General features: G+C 72.5%; 22 protein-coding genes. 12 read left to right on the forward strand and 10 right to left on the reverse strand.

Annotated elements, in window-relative coordinates:
• Positions 1-23 precede the first annotated feature (23 nt).
• Both ACLQ3B_RS31205 and ACLQ3B_RS31210 read left to right on the forward strand, forming a co-directional pair.
• Complete coding sequence (locus ACLQ3B_RS31205) at positions 24-1,322, forward strand: PQQ-binding-like beta-propeller repeat protein (protein WP_425784256.1); 1,299 nt, start codon at positions 24-26, stop codon at positions 1,320-1,322.
• The gene (locus ACLQ3B_RS31210) at positions 1,319-2,602 is read left to right on the forward strand and encodes a PQQ-binding-like beta-propeller repeat protein (protein ID WP_425784257.1); all 1,284 of its coding nucleotides are present in this window, start codon (positions 1,319-1,321) and stop codon (positions 2,600-2,602) included. The genes ACLQ3B_RS31205 and ACLQ3B_RS31210 overlap by 4 nt, the downstream gene beginning before the upstream one ends.
• Here ACLQ3B_RS31210 and ACLQ3B_RS31215 read toward each other — a convergent pair whose 3' ends face one another.
• Positions 2,603-3,781 carry a peptidase C39 family protein gene (locus ACLQ3B_RS31215; RefSeq protein ID WP_425784258.1) on the reverse strand — a complete coding sequence of 393 codons (1,179 nt, stop codon included), beginning with the start codon at positions 3,779-3,781 and terminating at the stop codon, positions 2,603-2,605.
• A 143-nt stretch (positions 3,782-3,924) separates the two neighbouring features.
• Between ACLQ3B_RS31215 and ACLQ3B_RS31220 the strand changes: the two genes are divergently transcribed.
• The 3 genes from ACLQ3B_RS31220 to ACLQ3B_RS31230 all read left to right on the forward strand — a co-directional run bounded on the left by ACLQ3B_RS31220 (position 3,925) and on the right by ACLQ3B_RS31230 (position 6,448).
• Positions 3,925-4,593, forward strand: coding sequence for a response regulator transcription factor (locus ACLQ3B_RS31220; protein ID WP_112586810.1), 669 nt, complete (start codon positions 3,925-3,927; stop codon positions 4,591-4,593).
• Complete coding sequence (locus ACLQ3B_RS31225) at positions 4,590-5,765, forward strand: sensor histidine kinase (protein ID WP_425784259.1); 1,176 nt, start codon at positions 4,590-4,592, stop codon at positions 5,763-5,765. The genes ACLQ3B_RS31220 and ACLQ3B_RS31225 overlap by 4 nt, the downstream gene beginning before the upstream one ends.
• Positions 5,766-6,010: 245 nt before the next feature.
• Entirely contained in the window at positions 6,011-6,448 is a 438-nt protein-coding gene (locus tag ACLQ3B_RS31230) for a VOC family protein (protein ID WP_425784260.1), read from the forward strand.
• A 64-nt stretch (positions 6,449-6,512) separates the two neighbouring features.
• Here the strand turns inward: ACLQ3B_RS31230 and ACLQ3B_RS31235 are convergent, their stop codons facing one another.
• The 5 genes from ACLQ3B_RS31235 to ACLQ3B_RS31255 all read right to left on the reverse strand — a co-directional run bounded on the left by ACLQ3B_RS31235 (position 6,513) and on the right by ACLQ3B_RS31255 (position 13,194).
• Positions 6,513-7,370: a hypothetical protein gene (locus ACLQ3B_RS31235; RefSeq protein WP_425784261.1), complete on the reverse strand. Its 858-nt coding sequence runs from the start codon at positions 7,368-7,370 to the stop codon at positions 6,513-6,515.
• A 170-nt stretch (positions 7,371-7,540) separates the two neighbouring features.
• Entirely contained in the window at positions 7,541-9,610 is a 2,070-nt protein-coding gene (locus ACLQ3B_RS31240) for a 3-hydroxyacyl-CoA dehydrogenase NAD-binding domain-containing protein (RefSeq protein ID WP_425784262.1), read from the reverse strand.
• Positions 9,607-10,803 (reverse strand): thiolase family protein, encoded by a 1,197-nt coding sequence (locus ACLQ3B_RS31245; protein WP_425784263.1) that lies wholly within the window; start codon positions 10,801-10,803, stop codon positions 9,607-9,609. Before ACLQ3B_RS31245 ends, ACLQ3B_RS31240 begins: the two co-directional genes overlap by 4 nt.
• A 287-nt stretch (positions 10,804-11,090) precedes the next feature.
• The gene (locus ACLQ3B_RS31250) at positions 11,091-12,419 is read right to left on the reverse strand and encodes a ribonuclease D (RefSeq protein WP_425784264.1); all 1,329 of its coding nucleotides are present in this window, start codon (positions 12,417-12,419) and stop codon (positions 11,091-11,093) included.
• A 202-nt stretch (positions 12,420-12,621) separates the two neighbouring features.
• Positions 12,622-13,194 (reverse strand): DUF3000 domain-containing protein, encoded by a 573-nt coding sequence (locus ACLQ3B_RS31255; protein WP_425784265.1) that lies wholly within the window; start codon positions 13,192-13,194, stop codon positions 12,622-12,624.
• A gap of 137 nt (positions 13,195-13,331) precedes the next feature.
• Here ACLQ3B_RS31255 and hemE point away from each other — a divergent pair, with 137 nt between their 5' ends.
• From hemE to hemQ, 3 genes are read left to right on the forward strand one after another with little or no spacing between them, the layout of a single operon-like run.
• Positions 13,332-14,429, forward strand: a complete 1,098-nt coding sequence (hemE, locus tag ACLQ3B_RS31260) for a uroporphyrinogen decarboxylase (protein WP_425784266.1) — start codon at positions 13,332-13,334, stop codon at positions 14,427-14,429.
• Between the two features lie 6 nt (positions 14,430-14,435).
• Positions 14,436-15,845 carry a protoporphyrinogen oxidase gene (gene hemG, locus ACLQ3B_RS31265; RefSeq protein WP_425784267.1) on the forward strand — a complete coding sequence of 470 codons (1,410 nt, stop codon included), beginning with the start codon at positions 14,436-14,438 and terminating at the stop codon, positions 15,843-15,845.
• Positions 15,842-16,543: a hydrogen peroxide-dependent heme synthase gene (gene hemQ, locus ACLQ3B_RS31270; RefSeq protein WP_124815204.1), complete on the forward strand. Its 702-nt coding sequence runs from the start codon at positions 15,842-15,844 to the stop codon at positions 16,541-16,543. Before hemG ends, hemQ begins: the two co-directional genes overlap by 4 nt.
• Positions 16,544-16,594: 51 nt before the next feature.
• Here the strand turns inward: hemQ and ACLQ3B_RS31275 are convergent, their stop codons facing one another.
• The 3 genes from ACLQ3B_RS31275 to ACLQ3B_RS31285 all read right to left on the reverse strand — a co-directional run bounded on the left by ACLQ3B_RS31275 (position 16,595) and on the right by ACLQ3B_RS31285 (position 18,554).
• Positions 16,595-17,677 carry a lytic polysaccharide monooxygenase auxiliary activity family 9 protein gene (locus ACLQ3B_RS31275; protein WP_425784268.1) on the reverse strand — a complete coding sequence of 361 codons (1,083 nt, stop codon included), beginning with the start codon at positions 17,675-17,677 and terminating at the stop codon, positions 16,595-16,597.
• 118 nt (positions 17,678-17,795) lie between these two features.
• Positions 17,796-18,251, reverse strand: a complete 456-nt coding sequence (locus ACLQ3B_RS31280; protein WP_425784269.1) for a GNAT family N-acetyltransferase — start codon at positions 18,249-18,251, stop codon at positions 17,796-17,798.
• Between the two features lie 42 nt (positions 18,252-18,293).
• Positions 18,294-18,554, reverse strand: a complete 261-nt coding sequence (locus tag ACLQ3B_RS31285) for a Prokaryotic metallothionein (RefSeq protein WP_124815255.1) — start codon at positions 18,552-18,554, stop codon at positions 18,294-18,296.
• A 154-nt stretch (positions 18,555-18,708) separates the two neighbouring features.
• On the opposite strand from ACLQ3B_RS31285, the gene ACLQ3B_RS31290 reads away from it, so the two are divergent.
• The 3 genes from ACLQ3B_RS31290 (at position 18,709) to ACLQ3B_RS31300 (ending at position 20,520) form a co-directional block, all read left to right on the forward strand.
• The gene (locus tag ACLQ3B_RS31290) at positions 18,709-18,984 is read left to right on the forward strand and encodes an isoamylase early set domain-containing protein (RefSeq protein ID WP_425784270.1); all 276 of its coding nucleotides are present in this window, start codon (positions 18,709-18,711) and stop codon (positions 18,982-18,984) included.
• Positions 18,985-19,092: 108 nt separating this feature from the next.
• A complete protein-coding gene (locus tag ACLQ3B_RS31295; protein WP_425784271.1) occupies positions 19,093-19,833 on the forward strand; it encodes a lytic polysaccharide monooxygenase in 741 nt (246 codons plus the stop codon).
• A 63-nt stretch (positions 19,834-19,896) separates the two neighbouring features.
• Positions 19,897-20,520: a DUF305 domain-containing protein gene (locus ACLQ3B_RS31300; protein WP_425784272.1), complete on the forward strand. Its 624-nt coding sequence runs from the start codon at positions 19,897-19,899 to the stop codon at positions 20,518-20,520.
• Between the two features lie 26 nt (positions 20,521-20,546).
• Here ACLQ3B_RS31300 and msrB read toward each other — a convergent pair whose 3' ends face one another.
• A complete protein-coding gene (msrB, locus tag ACLQ3B_RS31305) occupies positions 20,547-20,951 on the reverse strand; it encodes a peptide-methionine (R)-S-oxide reductase MsrB (RefSeq protein WP_425784273.1) in 405 nt (134 codons plus the stop codon).
• 47 nt (positions 20,952-20,998) lie between these two features.
• Here msrB and ligD point away from each other — a divergent pair, with 47 nt between their 5' ends.
• Complete coding sequence (ligD, locus tag ACLQ3B_RS31310; RefSeq protein WP_425784274.1) at positions 20,999-22,033, forward strand: non-homologous end-joining DNA ligase; 1,035 nt, start codon at positions 20,999-21,001, stop codon at positions 22,031-22,033.
• Positions 22,034-22,045: the final 12 nt, after the last annotated feature.

Raw genomic sequence — 22,045 nt, forward strand, 5'->3', positions numbered from 1 at the left:
GACCTGTCGGCCAGCCTTACCTGGTGACGGAGGGACGGGCGTTGTCGATCATCGAGCTGGGCGAGGTTCGGGACGAGCCCGTGTCGGCGCCCCCGGTTCGTCGCCCGCGCGCCGCCGGTCGACCGCTGCGCAGCGCGGCGGTGCTGGTGCTCAGCCTGGTGCTGCTGGCCGGCGCCACGCCGACGGCGCAGCGAACGGTGAGCGTGGTGCCGGCGTCGCGGATGTCCACGGCGTACCTGGCCGGCGACGGCGTCTTCGTGGTCGACCCGCCGGCGCCCGAGGGGGACCGGTTCCTGACCGCGTACGCCCAGCCGTCGGCGACCGGCGTCGGGGTGCGGCGCCGGTGGCAGGCGCCACTGGCCCGCACCGGTAACTACCTCGACGTCCGGGTCGAACGGGGGCTGGTGTTGACCCTGGCGGTCAACGCCCCGAACCGGTTGTTCCAGACCACCGCCTTCGACGCCGTGACGGGCCGGCAACGCTGGCAGCGTCCCGGTGCTCTCCAGCCGGCAACCGGCGGTGGCCTGCTGGTGACCAACAGCCGGGAGGGCGGCTCGGGCAGGATGAGCGGCATCGAGCCCGACACCGGCCGGCTGCTCTGGTCGGTGCCGATCCCGTCATCCGCCAGCCCCTCCTACCACCTTGGCCCCGATGGTCAGGTCGACCGGTTCGTGCTCCTGCAGCCGACCGGTGAGGTGCAGGTGTACGACGCCGGCACCGGCCACCTGCTGCGCAGCGTCGACACGCTGCCCGCTGACCGGTCGGCGTACCAGCGGGCGCAGGTCGTCGACGACCTGCTGCTGCTCGTCCCGCCGGGCAGCACCCGGCTGGTGAGCTTCGGGCTGGCCGACCTGGAGCCACGGTGGACGGCCGAGGTGACGCTGGTGTCGCATGTGCTCGGCTGCGGCGGTCTGCTCTGCGCGGTACCGCAGACCGGCGGTCTGCAGGTGCTCGATCCGGCCACCGGCGCGGTGCGGTGGTCGGCGTCGGGCCAGGAAGTCCTGGCCGACGTCCGGAACCGTCGACTGCTGATGACCGTGCCCGGCCAGGGGTACACGGTGTGGGACGCGGCGAACGGGCAGGGCCGCGTCGAGTTGGGCGAGTGGAGCCTGCTGCCGGTGCTCCGACCGGACGATCCGCTGGTCGGTGTGCGGCGCGGCGACGACGGCCGGATGGTCGTCGCCGAGCTCGACCTGGTGGCCGGCCGAACACCGATCGTCGACGTGCTGCCCGGCATCGCCGGCAGTTGCCAGGCGTCCCTGCCGGTCCTGCTCTGCCAACGCCTCGACGGCACGACCGCGCTGTGGAGGTTGACGCGGTGACCGACTCGGTGATCGACCTCGGCGAGCTGCGGCACGGTCCGGACCCGGACCCGCTGCCCCGCCCACCCCGCGCTCATGGTCGCCCGCTGCGCTGCGCGCTGGTCGTGCTGCTCGCACTTGTCACGCTCGCCGCCGCGGCCGTGCCGCCACCCCGGCGGGCCCCGGTGACGCTGCCGGCCCGGCCGGGGTCCGACGTCCTGGTCGACGGTGACCTCTTCCTGGTCATGGAGCCGACCGACAGCGCGACACGGCAGGGGCGGCTGGCCGCGTATCGGCTGCCCGGCGGCGAGCCGGTCTGGCAGGCGCCGCTGTCGGTGGAGGCCCGCTACTGGGGAATGAAATCGCTGGCCGGGATGGTGCTGGTCACCGGGTTCGAGATCGGCCCGGAGGGTCGGGAGACACGCACCGTCGCACTGGACCGGGCGACCGGGGCGTACCGGTGGCAGCAGCCGGGCGTCACCTACGAGCTGACCGACGGCAACCTGCTGTTGCGGAACGGCGGCGAGACCGAACCGTCAAGTGTGCGCGCGGTCGATCCGTGCTGCGGCACCGTACGCTGGCAGCTACCCTCCACCACCGCCGAGATCAGCCTCCGGGACACCGGGCGCGGAGTGGACCGGATCGTGCTCTACCAGGCGAACGGGCTGGTCGAGGTACGCGACACCACTACCGGCGCGGTGCTGGCTCGTGCCGAGATGCGCCCACCCAGCGCGGCACGGCTGGGAATCGAGCTGATCGACGATCTCCTGCTTGCCATCGACAGAGGCTCGGGCACGATCAACGCCTACGGGCTGGACCGGTTGGAGCGGCGCTGGACACGCGCGAGCGGTCCGATCGAGTTCGCGCTGGACTGTGGGCCCGTCGTGTGTCTCCGCACCGGTGGCAACGAGCTACAGGCGCTCGACCCCGCGACCGGCGACGTGCGCTGGCGCAGTGACCGCTGGCTGTGGGGCTGGCCGTACGAGAGCCGGCTGATGGCCAACGTCAGCGGCTTCGGTCCGATGGAGCAGTACATCGTGCTCGACGCGCTGACCGGCCGGCAGTTGGCCGACCTGGGCCGGTGGGAGCTGTACCAACTCGGTGTCGGCGGCCGGCTGGTCGGCATCCGCCGGCATCCCGACGGAGGGGTGCTCATCGGCGAGTTGGACATCGCCGCCGGAGAGGTGCGCATCGTGGACGTGTTGCCCGACGCCTCCGGGGAGTGTCAGGCGACCACCGGTTACCTGGTGTGCAGCGCAACCGCGGCCGGCTCCTACCAGCTCTGGAGACTGGCCGACTGATCACCAGTTCGCCTGGGCGGGTGGCGGGGGCAGCGGCACCGACTCGGGTCGCAGCACGTACGCCACCCCGCCACTGCCGCGCTGCCAGACCGCCTCGAACCCCGGCCGGGGCACGGTACGACGGACCGCGTCGTCGTCCGGGGCGTACGGGTCGTTGAGCACCGGGTCGCCGTCGGCGGTGAAGCCGACCAGCACCATCAGGTGCCCGCCGGTGTCGTACCCGAGCCCCGGCACCTCGTCGGCCCGGAACGCGGCGGAGACGATCAGGGGGATGCCGGCCGCGACGAACGCCTCCGCCTCGGCCAGTGACCGCAGTCGGGTGACGAACGCGTCCACCCCGTGCAGACCGGCGTACGCGGTGTTGAAGGGCCAGTTGCCGGCCCCGGCGTACGCGTGGTCGTAGCAGTGTCGGGCGGCGTGCACCACCACCGGACGCGGGCCGGACGGCTCCACCCAGGCGTAGTGGTCCGGCGTCGGCTCGGCACCCCAGTAGGCGAGCACCATCGACGTGCAGGTGGGGCTGCACCAGGAGTCGCCGCCACCACCCCACTGCGGGTACTGGCCGGCGTGCAGCCGCTGGGAGTAGCGGGGCACGTCCAGCACGATGCCACGGGCGGCGCTCGAGGCGGGCTCGCGCTCGTAGCCGTGGTCGGTCGGGGTCGCCCCGGTGGCGACCGCGCCGATGCTGCGCAGCACCGGGCCGGTGCCGATGCTGTCCAGCACCGGGCCGGTCGGGCTGCCGACGGGCCGGCACAAGGTCACCCGCGCCTGCCAACCGGTGACCGTCGCTCCGGTCACGAGCAGGGTGTCCGTGTCGACCCGGGCGGCACTGTCGCGCTGCCCGGGCAGCGAGGTGCGTCGTACCGTGCGGTCGTCGGCGGCCCAGCGGGCCAGCCGGTACCAGTCGGTGCTGGGCGCGTCGTCGTGCCAGCCGCGCAGCTCGACCTCGATCCAACAGCCGTCCGGGGTGTCCGCCGTCCAGGACGGCACCACCTCGGCGACGGCGAAGCCGACAGGCACCGGCGGCGACGTCCAGGTGCCCCGCCGGGCGACGCCGTCGAGGGCGAGCCCTCGACCGCTGACGCGCAGGCCGTCGCCACTGCCGCTGGCCGTGTCGGCCGGCAGGTGGAAACCCCGGTAGGCGATGTCCCGTCGGGTGGGTGGTGCCGCAGTGGTCATTCCAGGTCCGTCCGTCGCTCGGTGCCGCCGGCCAGCATCGCGTACGCCGCGGTGGCCCGCAACGCCGGCCGGAGCGGGCGGCGAGGGACGATGGGTTGCCGGCCGGCACTAGGTTGTCGGTGGTCAGCAGCGAGGAGGCCGGGATGCGGGTACTGGTGGTCGAGGACGAACGTAACCTCGCCGACGCGATCGCACGCGGGTTGCGCAAGCGGGGGATGGCCGTCGACGTGGCGTACGACGGCGACGCCGGCCACGAGGCGGCGTTCGTCACCCGGTACGACGTGGTGGTGCTCGACCGCGACCTGCCCGGTGTCCACGGCGACCAGATCTGCGCCGACCTGGCCGCGTCCGGCGCGTTGACCCGGGTGCTGATGCTCACCGCCAGCGGCACGGTGGCCGACCGGGTGGAGGGGTTGCAGCTCGGCGCGGACGACTACCTGCCCAAACCGTTCGCCTTCGACGAGTTGGTCGCCCGGGTGCAGGCGCTGGGCCGGCGGGCCACCCCGGCCGCGCCGCCGGTGCTCGAACTGGCCGACCTGGTGCTCGACCCGGCCCGCCGGGTGGCCACCCGCGCCGGTGTGCCGGTGGACCTCACCAACAAGGAGTTCGGGGTGCTCTGCGAACTGCTCAAGGCGCGCGGCGCGGTGGTCTCCAGTGAGGAACTGCTGGAACGGGTCTGGGACGCGAACACCGACCCGTTCACCACAATCGTCCGGGTCACCGTGATGACGCTGCGCAAGAAGCTCGGTGACCCACCGCTGATCGAGACGGTGGTCGGAGCGGGCTACCGCACCGCCGAGGTAGGGGCATGAGCCGGCGGTTGCGGCCCACCCTGCGGTTGCGGCTGACCCTGCTCAACGGTGTGCTGCTCATCGGGGCCGGAGCGATCCTGGTGCTGCTGGCCTGGCTGCTGGTGCGCGACGCGTTGCGACCCACCGACGAGTTGGTGCCCGGCACGATGGTGTTGCTCTCCGACGGCCGGGAGATGGACGCCGCCCAGTGGCAGCGGCAGTTGGTCGACGCCGCCTCCGGGGAACTGCTGGCCAAGGGCCTGGTCGCGCTGTTGGCGATAAGCGTGGTCGGGGTGGCCGGCGCGTACGCGGTGGCCGGTCGGGCGCTGCGCCCACTGCACCAGGTCACGGCGACCGCGCAGCGGCTCGGTGAGGCGACCCTGGACCAGCGGATCGGCTACTCGGGCGCCGACGACGAGGTGGCCGAACTGGCCAAGACGTTCGACGCCATGCTGGACCGGATCGCGTCCGCGTTCGAGGCCCAGAAACGTTTCGTGGCGAACGCCTCGCACGAGCTTCGTACCCCGCTCGCCGTGATGCGGACGGAGATCGACGTGACGCTCAGCGACGACGACGCGGACGCGGCCGAGTACCGACGGATGGCGACAGTGGTCCGCGACGCCTCCGAGCGGGCCAACGGCCTGGTGGACGCGCTGCTGGTGCTGGCCCGCAGCGAGGCGCAGACCGGGCGGCAGCTGGGCCGGCGTACCGAGTGTGACCTCGCCGCCGGCACCGCCAACGCGCTGTCGGCAATGCGCCGCGAGGTGGAACGGATCGGCCTGCGGGTGCAGACGTCGCTGGAGTCCGCGCCGGTGGTCGGCGACCCGGGGCTGCTCGACCGACTGGCCGGAAACCTGATCGAGAACGCGGTCCGCTACAACCACCTGCACGGCCGGCTCTGGGTGCGTACCGGCACCGACGGCGACCGGTCCTGGCTGGTGGTGGGGAACACCGGTTTCGAGGTGGACCAGGCCGACGTGCCGGGACTGTTCGAGCCGTTCCGCCGTGGCGGCCGGGAACGCACCGGCGCCCGGGGCTCCGGCCTGGGGCTGTCCATCGTCCGGGCGGTCTGCGGCGCGCACGGCGGCACCGTACGGGTGGTCGCGCAGCCCGGCGGTGGCCTGGAGGTGACGGTGACCCTGCCGTCGGCGGACGCCCCGGCGCTGCCCGGCCCTGTGGTGACCGCCGACTGAACGGGGTTGCGCGCGCCGCTCGGCCGATGGCACGATCGCGTCGTCAGCTCGACATGGGAGGGGGTGCGTCGATGTCCACAAATGTTGGCTCCGCGCCCCGGGTCCGCGTCGGCTGACGTCCCGGAGGCGGAGCGCCCCCGCACGGGTCGGGCGCTGATCGCCCACTCGAAGGGAAAACCAGTTCCCTAAGTGGTGCGCCGCGCCCGACACGGGGCCGCACCACGTCACCACCGTGGAGGACCACTGTGAGTTCGACGATCCACAACATCAGCATCGACTGTTCCGACACGTACGCCCTCGCCGGCTTCTGGGCGCAGGTCTTCGACTGCCCCCGGCATCCCGACGACTTCCCCGGCGACCCGGAGGCGATGCTCCTGCCGCCAGGCGGCCCGGAGGTGCTGTTCATCGCGGTGCCCGAGGGCAAGACGGTGAAGAACCGGCTGCACCTGGACCTGCAACCGGCCGACCGGACCCGGGCCGAGGAGGTCGAGCGACTGCTCGGCATCGGCGCGACGCTCGTCGCCGATCACGTCGGCCCGACCGGCGGTGGTTGGGTGGTGCTCGCCGACCCGGAGGGCAACGAGTTCTGCGTCCTCGGCAACGCCGCCGAGCGGGCGGCCGCCGCGGCGGCGCGGGCCGCGGCGGCAGCGCTCGCCACGTCGGAGGTTGCCGAACCGGCCTGACCGCCGACGTACGGCACGGGGCCCCGGCCACCCTTGGGTGGCCGGGGCCCCGGTCACGTACGGATCAGGACTGCTGCTCGATCTGACCGCGGATCGTGGTGAACTCGGCCTTCGCCTGGTCACCGGACTTGAAGTACATCACGACCATGCCCAGGCTGCCCCGGTCGGACCAGACGCAGATGCCCAGCGGCACGGTCTCGGCCTTGCCGTCGCCGCAGCGCGCCTCACCGCCGAGCGGGCCGGCGTCGACGGTCGTCATCTTGGCCACCGTCAGCTGCTTGGACAGCCCGTCCACATAGGCGTCGAGCTCCTTCTTCGGGTCCGTCAGCAGCGCGGACACGCCCGCGATCATGATGAGGTCCTGCTTGGTCGGGTCGCCGTAGAAGGCGGCGACGGCGCTCGTCTCGTTCTGCGCCACCGTCTTCATCTCTTTGACCGCCTGGTCGGCGGCCGTCTGGAGCTCCGGGTTGGTGAGCTTCGGCCGGCCGGCGAGGGTGGCCGGCGCCACCACCCGGGTCTTGGTGGCGTCGAGCGCGTCGTTCACGGGCCCCTTGACGGCGAACCAGGTGATCGCCACGCCGCCGATGCAGAGCACCAGCACCACGGCCAACACGATCAGCACGATCTTGCCGACGTTCGACTTCTTCGCCGGGGGCGGGCCACCGGCCAGGTTCGGGTCACCGTACGGCTGACCCGGTTGCCCAGGCGGGAAACCAGGCTGCGCGGGCGGGAAACCAGGCTGCGCGGGCGGGAAGCCTGACTGCGCGGGCGGGAAACCAGGCTGCGCGGGCGGGAAGCCACCGGACTGCTGCGGCTGCCCCTGCTGCGGCGGCGGCCAACCGCCAGGCTGCTGACCCGGCTGCTGCGACGGGTCGGGGGAATCGTGCGGCGGGCCGTAGGGGTTGGCCGGCGGCTGGGACATCAGTCAGCTCCAAGATGGGTGTGCAAAACGCGTGATCCTAACCCGGCGGGAAGTCCACCGTTGCCCCCGCAGTGACCAGCGCCCGGCGACCGCCTGATCACAAACGGTCGCGGTGGCCGGCCCGTCCACGAGGGACGGACCGACCACCGCGACTGTGGCACTGTGCTCGGTCAGGCGGGCAGGCTCGCCGCACCGCGCGGCAGGAACCGCTGGCCGGTGACCCGCTCGGAGGTGCCGGTCCGATCCAGGTACGGCGTGACGCCGCCCAGGTGGAACGGCCAACCGGCGCCCAGGATCATGCACAGGTCGATGTCCTGCGCCTCGGCGACCACACCCTCGTCCAGCATCAGCCGGATCTCCTGCGCGAGCGCGTCGAGCGCGTTCTGGCGTACCTGCTCGGCGGTCAGCGGTTGGTCACCGACCACGAGCAGCTTGGCGACCTCCTCGTCGACCTGGTCGTCGACCACGATCGGCCGACCGGAGTCAGCGATCCGCTTGAGGTTCTCGCTGACCCCGAACCGGTCCGGGTACGCGGCGTGCAGGGTGCCGCCCACGTGGTACGCGACGGCCGGCCCGACCAACTGGAGCAGGGCGAGCGGACGCATCGGCAGGCCCAGCGGGTCCAGTGCGCTGTTCGCCACGTCCAGCGGGGTGCCGGCGTCGACGGCGGCGAAGACGGTGCCGAGGAAGCGGGTGAGCAGCCGGTTCACCACGAACGCCGGGGCGTCCTTGACCAGCACACTCGACTTCTTGAGCTGCTTACCCACGGCGAACGCGGTGGCCAGGGTGACGTCGTCGGTGCGCTCGCCCCGGACGATCTCCAGCAGCGGCAGCACCGCCACCGGGTTGAAGAAGTGGAAACCGACCACCCGCTCCGGGTGCTCCAACTCGGCGGCCATCTCGGTGATCGACAGCGAGCTGGTGTTGGTGGCGAGCACCGCCTCCGGAGAGACGATCTTCTCCAACTCGGCCCAGACCTGCTTCTTGACGCCCAGATCCTCGAAGACCGCCTCGATGACGAAGTCGGCGTCGGCGAAGGCGCTCTTGTCGACAGTGCCGCTGACCAGGCCGTACAGCTTGGCGGCGGTGCCCTTGTCCATCCGGCCCTTGACGACGGCCTTCTCGATCTGGGTGTGCACGTAGCCGACGCCCTTGTCCACCCGGGACTGGTCGAGGTCGGTCAGCACCACAGGCACCTGGAGTCGACGGGCGAACAACAGCGCCAACTGGCTGGCCATCAGGCCCGCGCCGACGATGCCCACCTTGGTGATCGTCCGCGCCAGGCCCTTGTCCGGTGCGCCGGCCGGGCGCTTGGCCCGCCGCTGCACCAGGTCGAACGCGTACAGGCCGCTGCGCAACTCTTCGGAGAAGACCAGGTCCGCGAGGGCCTCGTCCTCGGCGGCGGTGCCGGCCGCGAAGTCGCCGTCCTTCGCCGTCTCCAGCAGGTCGAGCGCCTTGTACGCGGCCGGGACCGCGCCGTGCAGCCGCTGGTTCAGCGTCTCCCGGGCGAAGTAGAGCACGCCCGCCCACATGTCCTTGTCGACCTCGGGTCGGGTCACGGTGACCTGACCCCGGACCACGCCGGCGGCCCACTCCAGGGACCGCTCCAGGAAGTCCGCGGGCTCCAACAGGATGTCCGCGATGCCCAGCTCGGCCGCCTGCTTCGGCTTGAGCATCTTGTTCTGCATCAGCGGGTTCTGGATGATCACCTGGGTCGCGGCGGGGATGCCGATCAGGTTCGGCAACAACTGGGTGCCGCCCCAGCCGGGCACCAGGCCGAGGGAGACCTCGGGCAGGGCCAGAGCCGCCGCGCCGCCGGAGAGCGTCCGGTAGTGGCAGTGCAGCGCCAGCTCCAGGCCACCGCCCATCGCCGCGCCGTTGACGAACGCGAACGTGGGGACGGTGCTGTCCTTGAGTCGGGCGAAGACCCGGTGGCCGAGCCGGCCGATCTCCAGCGCCTGCGCGCGGTCGGCGAGCTGCGGCAGGCCCACGATGTCCGCGCCCACGCAGAAGATGTACGGCTTGCCGGTGACCGCGATGAACGCCGGGTCCGCGGCGAGCGCAGCCGTGATCGCCTCGTCCAGGCTGGCCAACCCACCCGGGCCGAAGGTGTTCGGCTTGGTGTGGTCGAAACCGTTGTCCAGCGTGATCAGGGCGGCGGGCCGGTCCAGCCCCGGCACGTTCACCTGGCGCAGCAGCGCCCGGGTGACGACCTCGTTCGGTGCGGCCAGTGCGCTCACTTGTCGCCCTCCGTCCAGTGCGGGTTCTCCCAGATGACCGTGCCGCCCATGCCGATGCCGATGCACATCGCGGTCACCCCGTAGCGGACCTCGGGGTGCTCGGCGAACTGGCGGGCCAGCTGCGTCATCAGCCGCACGCCGGAGGAGGCCAGCGGGTGACCGATGGCGATCGCGCCGCCCCACGGGTTGACCCGCGGGTCGTCGTCGGCGATGCCGAAGTGGTCGAGGAAGGCGAGCACCTGCACGGCGAACGCCTCGTTCAGCTCGAACAGGCCGATGTCGTCGATGCTGAGCCCGGCCAGGCGCAGAGCCTTCTCCGTCGACGGGATCGGGCCGACGCCCATCACCTCCGGCTCGACGCCGACGAAGCCGAACGACACCAGCCGCATGGCGACCGGCAGGCCCAGCTCGCGGGCGGTGGCCTCGTCGGCCAGCAGACTCGCGGTGGCGCCGTCGTTCAGGCCGGCCGCGTTGCCCGCGGTGACCTTGCCGTGCGGGCGGAACGGGGTCTTCAGGGTGGCCAGCTTCTCCAGCGAGGTGTCCCGTGGGGCCTCGTCCACCGTCGCCAGACCCCAGCCGCCCTCCGCGTCGCGGATGGACATCGGCACCAGGTCGTCCTGGAGCTTGCCGTTGGCGTACGCCTTGGCGGTCTTCTGCTGCGAGGCGAGCGCGAACGCGTCGGTGCGTGCCTTGGTGATGTGCGGGACCAGGTCGTGCAGGTTCTCCGCGGTGGAGCCCATCACCAGCGCGGACGGGTCGACCAGCTTCTCGGCGATGATGCGCGGGTTGGGGTCGACGCCCTCACCCATCGGGTGGCGGCCCATGTGCTCGACCCCACCGGCGATCGCGACGTCGTACGCGCCCATGGCGATGCCGCTGGCCACGGTGGTGACGGCGGTCATCGCCCCCGCGCACATCCGGTCGATGGCGAAGCCGGGAACGGTCTTGGGCAGCCCGGCCAGCAGGGCGGCGGTGCGGCCGATGGTGAGGCCCTGGTCGCCGATCTGGGTGGTGGCCGCGATGGCGACCTCCTCGACCCGCTCCGGGGGCAGCTGCGGGTTGCGACGCAGCAGTTCCCGGATGCAGCGGATCACCAGGTCGTCGGCGCGGGTGTTGGCGTACATGCCACCCGCCTTGCCGAACGGGGTACGGACGCCGTCGACGAAGACGACGTCGCGAACTTCACGGGGCACTTGAGCCTCCTATTCGACCGTGATTCGGCAGTCGCGCCAGGCGGCACGGAGGACCGAACGATGGTCGCCGACACGGGCACGTTTCCCTCGGATGCTACTCGCCAGTAACCAACCCCGTCCCCACGGCCCGCTGTGGCCCACCCCACACCACAGCCCCCGTTCCCGCCGTTGATCATGAAGTTGTTGTCACGACACGCCGGCGCGGACGGCAATAACTTCATGATCAACGGCGGGAGCCGGCGGGGGCCGGCGGGGCCGGCGGGGGCCGGGGAGGTGGGGTGGGTGGGTTAGGGGAGGGTTGGGGTGGGGGTCAGGGCCTCGGCTAGGTCGGGGGTCAGGAGGGCGATCTGCCACTCGCGGGCATTGAGGCCGCGTAGGGTCTCCGCGACCGACCCTTCGGTGATCTCCTCCGGTGGGGTCCAGGCCAGCCGGCGAACCGAATCCGGAGTGATCAGGTTTTCCGGCGGAAGGTTGTGCTCACCGGCGATGCGGATCACGACCTCCCGGGAGCGGGCCAGCCGACCGGCCGCCACCGGGTCCCGTTCGGCCCACCGGTGCGGCGGGGGCGGGCCCTCCACGGCCGGCGAGACCGGCAGGGAGTCGTCCGGCAGCTGCCGGGCGTCGTCGAGCGCGGCGAGCCAGGTGCGGGCCAGCCGACGGACCGACCGACCACCGAAACCGGGCAGGGTCAACAGGGTCTTCTCGTCCTTCGGGTCCAGCTCGGCCGCGGCGATGATCGCCGAGTCGGGCAGCACCCGACCGGGAGCGGCGTCCCGCCGGGCCGCGATCTGGTCCCGGGCATACCACATCGAGCGGACCCGGGCCTGGGCCCGCGCTCCCCGCAGCCGGTGGATGCCCGAGGTGCGCCGCCACGGCTCCGCGCGGACCCGCGGCGGGCGTGCCCCGGTGCGGACCAGCGCGGCGAACTCCTCCGCGGCCCAGGCCGACTTGCCCTGCCGGGTCAGCTCGGCGTCGAGCGCGTCGCGCAGGTCGGTGAGCAGCTCCACGTCGAGGGCGGCGTACGTCAACCACGACTCGGGCAGCGGTCGGCTCGACCAGTCGGCGGCCGAGTGATGCTTCTCCAGCGTGAACCCGAGCAGCTGCTCGGTGAGCGCGGCCAGCCCGACGCGCTCGAAACCGGCCAGCCGAGCCGCCAGCTCGGTGTCGAACAGTCGGCGCGGACGCAACCCGACCTCGGCCAGGCAGGGCAGGTCCTGGCTGGCCGCGTGGAGGACCCACTCGGCCTCGCCGATCACCGCGTCCAGCGTGCTGAGGTCGGGCAGGGGCAGTGGGTCGATCAGCGCCGTGCCCGCACCGGCCCGGCGCAGTTGCACCAGGTATGCGCGCTGGCTGTAGCGATAGCCGGAAGCGCGCTCGGCGTCCAGGGCGACGGGGCCGGTGCCCGCCGCGAAGCGGGCCACGACCTCGGCGAGTTCGGCCGGGGCGGCCACCGGATCGGGGGTGCCGTCACGCGGGGCGATCAGCGGAACGGGCCCACCGTCGGCCGGGTCGGCCCCCTCGCCCGCCGGCTGCGGCTGGGCCGACGGCGGGTGCTGGGGTGCGTTTCCCGGAAGTTCCTCGGTGGGCCGACGGCGCAGGGGTGGTTCGTCGGTCACCTGCCAACCCTAGTGCGCGCGGAGATCCGGCGGGTGCAGCCGGTCCGGCGTGTGACGGCCAGGTGTCCACAAGATGTCCTCGGGCTCCCGCTTTCACCCCGTCGATCATGGAGTTGTGGTGCCCCGCAAATGCCGTACCGAGTCGCATCTCGCCCACCACAACCCCAAGATCGACGCAGACGGGGGTGGGAGCGGGGCGGGGTCAGGCTGCGCCGGCGGGGCGGCGGTCGGCGAGGGCGGTGACGCCGGGTGGGGGGAGGCCGGCGGTGGAGGCGAGCAGTGCGCACCAGCCGAGCAGGTGTGGGGTCAGGTCGTCGTCGATCGGCGTCCAGGACGCGCGGATCTCGATGTCACCGATGGTCGGTGGCCCGGCCAGATCGCCGAACCGGGTCGACATGGTCTGCGTCACCGTCCCGCCGATCGCCCGGTGGCCGGCGTCCTGCGCGTCCAACGCGTCGGTCAGCCACGTCCAGCCGACCCCGGGCAGCAGCGGGTCGGCGGCGAGGTCGACCTCCAACTCGGCGGTCACGTAGGTGACCAGCCGCAGGGTGCCCTGCCACGCCTCGTGCCCGTCCGGGTTGTGCAGCAGGATCAGCCGGCCGGTCGCCACCTCGTCGTCGTCGCGCAGCACGGTCGCGGCGAGCGCGAACGCGAACGGGGCCAGCCGCTGGGGGGCGCCGACCTCCTCGAGGGTGATCTCCGGCCGGGGGGCGGCCGACCGCAGCCCGGCGACCGCGCGGGCGAACGTCTCCGGGAGCGCGATCGGGGGGGCCATGTCGGCAGCCTATGCCGCCGTCCGTCGCCCGCTTCGACGGCGCGCCGACGCTCGTGAAGGGCGCCGGGCGTAAGGAACGGTGCCCTTCCTCTCACCCCCACCCGGTTGGGGGTGGCGGGCGTGGCACGATTGCGGCGATGACCACGGACACCACGGGCACTGCCGCCCGAGACGGAGATTCCCGCCCAGGCGGACCGGCCGACTCGCCCTTCATCCGGGCCTGCCGACGTCGGCCCGTCCCGCACACCCCGGTCTGGTTCATGCGCCAGGCCGGCCGATCCCTTCCGGAGTACCGGGAGATCCGGTCGAGCGTGCCGATGCTGGAGTCCTGCCGCCGTCCGGACCTGGTCACCGAGATCACCCTCCAGCCGGTGCGCCGGCACGGCGTGGACGCGGCCATCCTGTTCAGCGACATCGTGGTGCCCGTCGCCGCGGCCGGGATCGACCTGGACATCGTGCCGGGCACCGGCCCGGTGGTCGCCGAGCCGATCCGCACCGCCGCCGACGTGGAGCGGATCCGCCGGATCACCCGCGACGACGTCTCGTACGTCGACGAGGCCGTCCGGCAGTTGGTGGTCGAGCTGGGCGACACCCCGCTGATCGGCTTCGCCGGCGCGCCGTTCACGCTGGCCAGCTACCTGGTCGAGGGCGGGCCGTCGCGCACCCACGCGAAGACCAAGGCCCTGATGTATGGCGATCCCGAGCTGTGGCACGCGCTCTGCGGCCGGTTGGCCGAGGTGACGCTGGCCTTCCTGCGGGTGCAGATCGAGGCCGGCGTGTCCGCCGTGCAGCTGTTCGACTCGTGGGCGGGCGCGCTCTCCGAGGCCGACTACCGCCGTTTCGTGTTGCCGCACTCGACCGCCGTGCTGAGTGGGCTGGCCCACGCCGGGGTGCCCCGGATCCACTTCGGGGTGGGCACCGCCGAGTTGCTCGGCGCGATGGGCGAGGCCGGGGCGGACGTGGTCGGCGTCGACTGGCGTACGCCGCTGGACGTGGCCACCGGCCGGATCGGCGCGGACAAGGCGGTGCAGGGCAACCTGGACCCGTGCGTGCTGCTCGCGCCGTGGCCGGTCGTGGAGGCCGAGGTGCGCCGCATCCTGGAGCAGGGCCGGGCGGCCCCCGGGCACGTGTTCAACCTCGGGCACGGGGTGCTGCCGGAAACCGACCCGGAGGTGCTGACCCGGGTGGTCGCGCTGGTGCACGAGCTGTCCAGCCGCCGGGCCGACCAGGGCTGACCGGGAATGCGGCAGCCCTGGCGGGTGGCGGTGGTCGGCGGCGGGATCGCCGGGCTGGCGGCCGCGGTCCGCTTGCGCGACCGCGCACCGGCCGGCACCGAGATCACGGTGTACGAGCAGTCCGGCGCGCTGGGCGGAAAGCTGCGCACCGGGGAGCTGGCCGGCCAGCCTGTGGAGTTCGGCGCGGAGTCGTTCCTGATGCGCGACCCGACAGGCGCCGAGAGCGCGGCGGTGGCGTTGGCCCGCCGGCTCGGGCTGGCCGAGAGGATCGTGCACCCCACTGTGGGGCAGGCCGCGCTGGTCATCGACGGGGGGCTGCGCCCCATCCCGGGCGGCACCCTGGTGGGCGTACCCGGGGATCTGGATCGGGTGGCCACGGTCGCCCGCCCGGCCGCGGACGCCGACACCGACGGTGGTCGGCCGCTGGTCGGGCCCGACGCGGACGTCTCGGTGGGTGCGCTGGTCCGGTCCCGCTTCGGGGACGAGGTGGTGGAGCGACTTGTCGACCCGATGCTGGGCGGCGTGTACGCGGGCCGCGCCGATGATCTCTCCCTGGTCACGACGATGCCGGCGCTGGCCCGCACGGCCCGGGTGGAGCACACCCTGGTCGGCGCGGTCCGGGCCGCGCAGGCCGCCGCGCCGCGTGCGCCGGGCGCCCCGGTCTTCGGCACCCTGGCCGGTGGGCTGAGCACCCTTGTCGAGGCGGCGGTGACGGCCAGCGGAGCGACGGTACGGCGGGACGCCGCCGTGCGCGAGTTGACAGCGACCGGCACCGGTTGGCGGCTCACCGTCGGCCCGACCCGCGAACCCGAGTTGATCGACGTGGACGCCGTGGTGCTGGCGGTGCCGGCGCGACCGGCGGCCCGGCTGCTCGCCGGCCCCGCGCCGGCGGTGGCGACGGGCGTCGGCGCGCTCGATTACGCGAGCGTCGCGCTGGTCACCATGGTGCTGCCGCAGCCACGACTGCCCGAGCTGTCCGGCTTCCTGGTGCCGAGCACCGAGGGCCTGCTGATCAAGGCGGCGACCTTCTTCACCACCAAGTGGGGGCACCTGCGCCGGCCGGACGGGTTGGCGCTGGTGCGTGCCTCGGTGGGCCGGTACGGCGAGGAGGCGCACCTGCAGCGCCCCGACGCGGACCTGGCGACCACCGTGCACCGGGAGTTGTCGGCGGTGCTCGGCACCCCGCTGCCCGCCCCGGTCGACGGGCACGTGCAACGGTGGGGCGGTGCGCTGCCGCAGTACGCGCCGGGGCACGCCGACCGGCTCGCCGCCGCGCGGACGGCGCTGCGGGCCACGCACCCCACACTGGTCCTCGCCGGCGCCGGCTACGACGGCGTCGGCATTCCGGTCTGCGTCCGCTCCGGCGAGACGGCGGCCGAGGAGATCATCACAGCACTGGGAGGATCGGCGAGATGACCGAGCAGACCAACGCGGCCCGGTTGCGGGAGCTGAACGACAGCATCCGCTACACCATGTGGTCGGTGTTCCGGGCCAGCTCCCCGCTGCCGTCGCTGCGGGACAACGTCACGAGCGAGGTCGTGTCCCTCTTCGACGAGTTGGCCGGCAAGGACGTCGTGGTCCGAGGCGTCTACGACGTCTCCGGGCTGCGCGCCGACGCGGACGTGATGATCTGGTGGCACTCCGCGTCCCCTGACGCGCTCCAGGACGCGTACCTGCGGTTCCGCCGCACCACCCTGGGCCGGGCGCTGACTCCGGTGTGGTCGCAGATGGCGCTGCACCGGCCGGCGGAGTTCAACAAGAGCCACATCCCGGCGTTCCTGGCCGGCGAGGAGGCCCGCCCCTACATCTGTGTGTACCCGTTCGTCCGCTCCTACGAGTGGTACCTGCTGCCCGACGCCGAGCGACGCGAGATGCTGGCCGAGCACGGGAAGATGGCCCGCGGCTACCCGGACGTGCGGGCCAACACGGTCGCCTCGTTCGCGCTCGGCGACTACGAGTGGATGCTCGCCTTCGAGGCCGACGAACTGCACCGGATCGTCGATCTGATGCGGGACCTGCGCGCCTCCGGCGCCCGCCGGCACGTCCGCGAGGAGGTGCCGTTCTACACCGGGCGCCGCCGCTCGGTAGCCGAGATCGTCAACTGCCTGGTCTGACACCCGCCGGCCGGCGCCGCACCCCCGCCCGGGTGCGGCGCCGGACGGGGATCAACTGGTCGTCGTACAGGAGACCAGCGGAACCGGGTTGCTGCCGTTCCACGAGCCGAGGAAACCGAACGTGGTGCTCGCTCCGGCGGCGAGGTTGCCGTTGTTGTTGGTGCTACGTGCGGTGACAAGCGTGCCGCTGGTGCTGACCGTCGCGTTCCACGACGAGGTGACCTGCTGGCCGTTGCCGTAGTTCCAGCTCACCGACCAGCCCTTGGTGGGTGAACCGCCGGCGGTCACCTTCACGTCGGCCTGGAAGCCACCGGACCACTGACCGGTGACCTGGTACGTCGCCGTGCAGGCCCCAGCCGGCGGCGGGGTGGTCGGCGGCGGGTCGGTGGGCGGCGGGGTCGTCGACGGCGGGTCGGTGGGCGGGGTGGTCGATCCGCCGCCGAAGTCGACGTCACTGCACAGGTAGTACGACTGGTCCAGGTGGCTGGCCTGCCAGACGGTGTAGACGATGTGCCGTCCGGTGCGGCCCGGCGCGCTCACCGGGATCTGGATCGAGACACCACTGGGGTCCGGGCTCCACTGGGAGGCGGGGGTGTTGCCGATCTGGCCCGCCAACTCCAGGTTGCCCCAGCCGAGTGGTTGGGTGGCCGCGTTGAAGCCCTGCTTGGTCACGTACACCCGGATGTAGTCGGCGCCGTGCCGGGCCTGGTCGACGAAGCGGAGCCGGAAGTTGTTCGACACCGCTGTGGTCTTCCAGGCGCCGATGGTGTCCAGCGCGTTGTAGCGGGGGCTCTGGGTGCGTCCGCCGCTGCAGAGTTGGCCGTCGGGGACGGCGGCCTGGTGGTTGCCCCCCACACCCTCGCGGTACAGGCCGTTCCAGTTCCACATGGCGGCGGGGTCGGCCTGCCAGGCCTGCCAGCACATCGGGTCCTCGGTGGCCATCCGCGGGTTCTGGAAGTCGCTGCCCCAACGTTGCCAGCAGCCGTAGTTACGCGAGGCCGGGTCGACGACCGAACCGTGCGCCGAGGCGGACTCGGCCCGCATGGTGGTCAGTGCGGTCGTCGAGAGGAGCGTGATGGTCGCCGCGATGGCGAAGAGCCAGAGCACGCGTCGTGATCGGGTGAGAGTGGACATGGAGCCCCCGGGGGGATGAGGTCGGACGTCGACACCCGGATCGCCGGGAGTTGCCCACTCCCGTGCCGCATCGCTGGCTCCCGCGATGGCTCTACCCGGCACCATGCCAGGTGGATAGTCAGGCGTCAATGGCATCGCGCCGCATCGGCGTGTGCGGGATGCCGTCCTCGACGTACTCCGGGCCGCTCACCGCGAAGCCGTGCCGGCGGTAGAGCGCGACCAGGTGCGACTGGGCGTCCAGCACGCAGGGCCGGTTGCCGATCACCTCCAGCGCCGCCGTCATCAGCCGGCCGGCGTGCCCACCGCCGCGCGCTGTCGGGGCCACCACCACCCGACCGATCCGGGCGACGCCGTCCGGGTCGGCCAGGATCCGCAGGTACGCCAGCGGAGCGCCCCCGTCGGTGAGCCAGAGGTGCCGGGTGCCCGGTTCGACGTCGCGCCCGTCGAGTTCCGGGTACGGGCAGTTCTGCTCCACCACGAACACGTCGATGCGCAGCTTGAGCAGGTCGTGGAAGGTGCGGGCGTTCAGGTCGGCGAAGGAGGCCGTTCGCAGCTCGGTGGTCTGTTGGGGCATCCGCCGATGGTAGGTCGGGCGGGTTCAGCGGTGTGGGTGCGGTCAGGCCGGGCGGGCGCCGACGGCGTCGCGGATCTCGGCGCCCACCGCGCCCTCGACCGCGCGGGCGCAGTGTGCGCAGCAGAAGAAGCGGCCGTTGACCTCGACACCATGCCCGACGATCTTGACCTGGCAGTGCTCGCAGATCGGTGCCATGCGGTGGATCGCGCACTCGAACGAGTCGAAGGTGTGCACGTCGCCGCTGACGGTGTGCACCTCGAACGCCATCCAGTAGTCGTTGCCGCAGACCTCGCAGGTTGCCACCGAAAACCTCCGTTAAAAGGACAAGTGCCTACAGAATTCCCCAGGTTGTCGCGACGTGGGGCGGAACGTCGATGTCTGACCACGCCAGCGGCGTGTCGGCGTCGGCGTGTTGCCCGTTGTGCCGGGTGAACCGCCGCAACCCCGGAGGATCACCGTGATCAAGCGCAACAAGCTCTTCGGCAACCAGACCCGGGTCACCTTCTGCCTGCCCCGCGATGTCCCGCCCGGCCCGGTGAGCGTCGTCGGCTCCTTCAACGGCTGGCAGCCGGGTCGGCACGAGTTGGTGGCCCGCCGCGACGGCACCAGGACGGTGACCGTGAAGCTGCCCCCGGGGGAGTACCGGTTCCGTTACCTCGGCACCGGCGGCGTCTGGTTGGACGACGAGTCGGCCGACCAGGTCGACGACCGGGGCGGCCTGCTCCGGCTCTGAGAGGAAAACTGCCGCCATCGATGGATTTATCGATGGAAGTCTTTACTGTTAACAATGTTTAAATTACCTTGGGGGCACCTCACCGGACCTGGAGAAGGAGCTGCCCCGATGCGTCGAAGAATCACCGTCCCGCTGGTGGCGGCGGGCGCCGTCGCCGCCACCCTCACCGTCGCCGCCCCCGCGCAGGCGCACGGCTACGTCTCCGCCCCGCCGAGCCGGCAGGCGCTCTGCGCGCAGGGCCGGGTGCCCGACTGCGGGCAGATCAAGTACGAACCGCAGAGCGTCGAAGGGCCCAAGGGCCTCCGCAGCTGCAATGCCGGAATCGCCCAGTTCGCCGTCCTCAACGACGACAGCCGGGGCTGGCCGGCCACCTCGGTGGGCAGCTCGCTGACCTTCACCTGGGTCAACACCGCCCGGCACGCCACCAGCAACTGGGAGTACTGGATCGGCAACACCCGGGTCGGCGTGGTCAACGGCAACGGCCAGCAGCCGGGCGCCACGGTGTCGCACAACGTCAGTCTCGGCGGCTTCACCGGCCGGCAGAAGATCCTCGCGGTGTGGAACATCTCCGACACGGCGAACGCCTTCTACTCCTGCATCGACGTGCAGATCGGCGGCGGAGGGTCGAACCCGACCCCCACCCCCACCACCTCACCCACCCCCCGGCCCACCCCGACCACCACGCCGACCACCCCACCCGCGCAGGGCGGCACGTGGACGACGGGTCGGGCGTACCAGGTCGGCGACCAGGTCACCTACGGCGGAACGACGTACCGCTGCCGGCAGGCGCACACCGCGATCCCCGGCTGGGAGCCGCCGAACGTACCGGCGCTCTGGCTCCAGGTCTGACCGCACGGGTGCGGCCCCAGGTCGCACCCGTGTCGCCGCCCTCGCGTGAACGGAGCAACCGGCATGCCCCGCCGTACCCCGCTGGCGTCCCTCGTTGCCGCTCTGCTGCTCAGCGGAGCCTGCGCCGGACCGCCCACGTCGAACCCGTCGGCCCTGCCGCAGCCGGCCCCCGCGTCCCCGGCCGGCTCGTCGGCGGCCGGGGACGCGGCGGCCGGGCCCTCGGCGGTCGGGCCCTCGGCCGACGGGGATGCGATGAGCGGGGTCGACGTGGTGTTCCTGAGCACCATGGTCGGGCACAGTGAGCGCACCCTGCAGATCGTCCGGCTGGCCCGGGACCGGGTGCGCGACGAGGCGCTGCGCACCCTGGCCGCCGCCATCGAGTCGACCGAGGCCGACGAGTTGGCGGCGATGCGCGGCTGGTTGCCCACCGCCGGGCCGGGCGCCAGCGCGGCCGCACACCACCACCACGGGCACGGCGACGACGCCGCACTCGACCGGCTGCGGACCGCGCCGGACGCGGACGTCGACCAGGTGTTGCGCGAGGTGCTCGCCGACCACCAGCGATCGGCGGCCGACCTGGCCCGATCCCAGGTCGGCGTCGGCCGCAACGAGCGGGTCCGTGACCTGGCCCGGCGCATCGAGCAGTCCCGGGCCGCCGAGGTCGACCTGCTCAGGGGTACGCCCTGAGCGCGGTTACGCCCTGAACACCCGTGTCACTGGGGTTCCAGCTTGATGGAGACCGAGTTGACGCAGTGCCGGGTGTCCTTCGGGGTGAAGCCCTCGCCGTGGAAGACGTGCCCAAGGTGACTGTCGCAGCGGGCGCAGCGGATCTCCGTACGGGCCATGCCGAGGGTGCGGTCCTCGATTTCCTTGACCCGGCCCGGGATGGCGTCGTCGAAGCTCGGCCAGCCGCAGTGCGAGTCGAACTTGGTGTCGCTGGAGAACAGCTCCAGCCCGCAGGCGCGACAGTGGTAGACCCCCTGGGTCTTCGTGTCCACGTACTCGCCGGTCCACGGGCGTTCGGTGCCGGCCTCCCGCAGAACGTGGAACTCCTCGGGGGTCAGTCGGACCCGCCACTCTTCGTCGGTACGGGGCAGCTCGTTGTCGTCAAGACTCACCCTTCCACGGTACGTCGAACGTCGGGGGTGTGGCATAGGGTCGCGGGATGGGTGGCACCAAGGCTGCGGCCGTCGAGGTCGAGGTGGCCGGGCACACCGTCCGGCTGAGCAGTCCGGATCGGGTGATCTTCCCGCAGCGGGGGTTCACCAAGGCTGACGTCTTCCACTACTACCTCGCGGTCGGCGACGGGATCATGCGCGCCCTGCGGGACCGGCCGACCACCCTGCAACGCTTCCCCGAGGGCGTCGAGGGCGAGGCCTTCTTCCAGAAGCGGGTGCCCACCCGCGGGGTGCCACCCTGGGTGACGACCGCGCAGATCACCTTCCCGAGCGGTCGGACCGCGGCCGAGCTCTGCCCGGCCGACCTGGCGCACGTGGCCTGGGCGGCGCAGATGGGCACCATCGTCTTCCACCCCTGGCCGGTGCGGGCCGCCGACGTCGACCGCCCCGACGAGCTGCGCATCGACCTGGACCCGCAGCCCGGCACCGACTTCGCCGACGCGGCGCGGGCCGCCGGCGAGGTCCGCGCGCTCCTCGACGAGCTGGGCGCGACCGGCTGGCCGAAGACCTCCGGCGGCCGGGGCGTGCACGTCTACCTGCGCATCCAGCCCCGCTGGACGTTCACCGAGGTGCGGCGGGCCACCATCGCGCTGGCCCGGGAGGTGGAGCGCCGCCACCCCGACCTGGTCACCACCGCCTGGTGGAAGGAGGAGCGCGGCACCCGCGTCTTCGTCGACTTCAACCAGATGGCGCGCGACCGCACGATCGCCTGCGCGTACTCGCTGCGGGCCAACGCGCGGGCGACCGTCTCGACCCCGGTCACCTGGGACGAGCTGCCCGACGTCGACCCGGACGACTTCGACCTGCGCACCGTGCCGGCCCGGCTCGCCGAGCGCGGTGACCCGCACGCCGGCATCGACGACGCACCGTGGGACATCACCCCGCTGCTGGAGTGGGCCGACCGCGACGCCGCCGCCGGCCAGGGCGACCTGCCGTACCCGCCGGACCACCCGAAGATGCCCGGCGAACCCAAGCGGGTTCAGCCCAGCCGCGCCAAGCGCTCCCCGGAGGAGAGCGCCTGAGCGGTTGGATGC

The sequence above is a fragment of the Micromonospora sp. DT53 genome (assembly GCF_049841535.1).
Lineage (GTDB): Bacteria > Actinomycetota > Actinomycetes > Mycobacteriales > Micromonosporaceae > Micromonospora.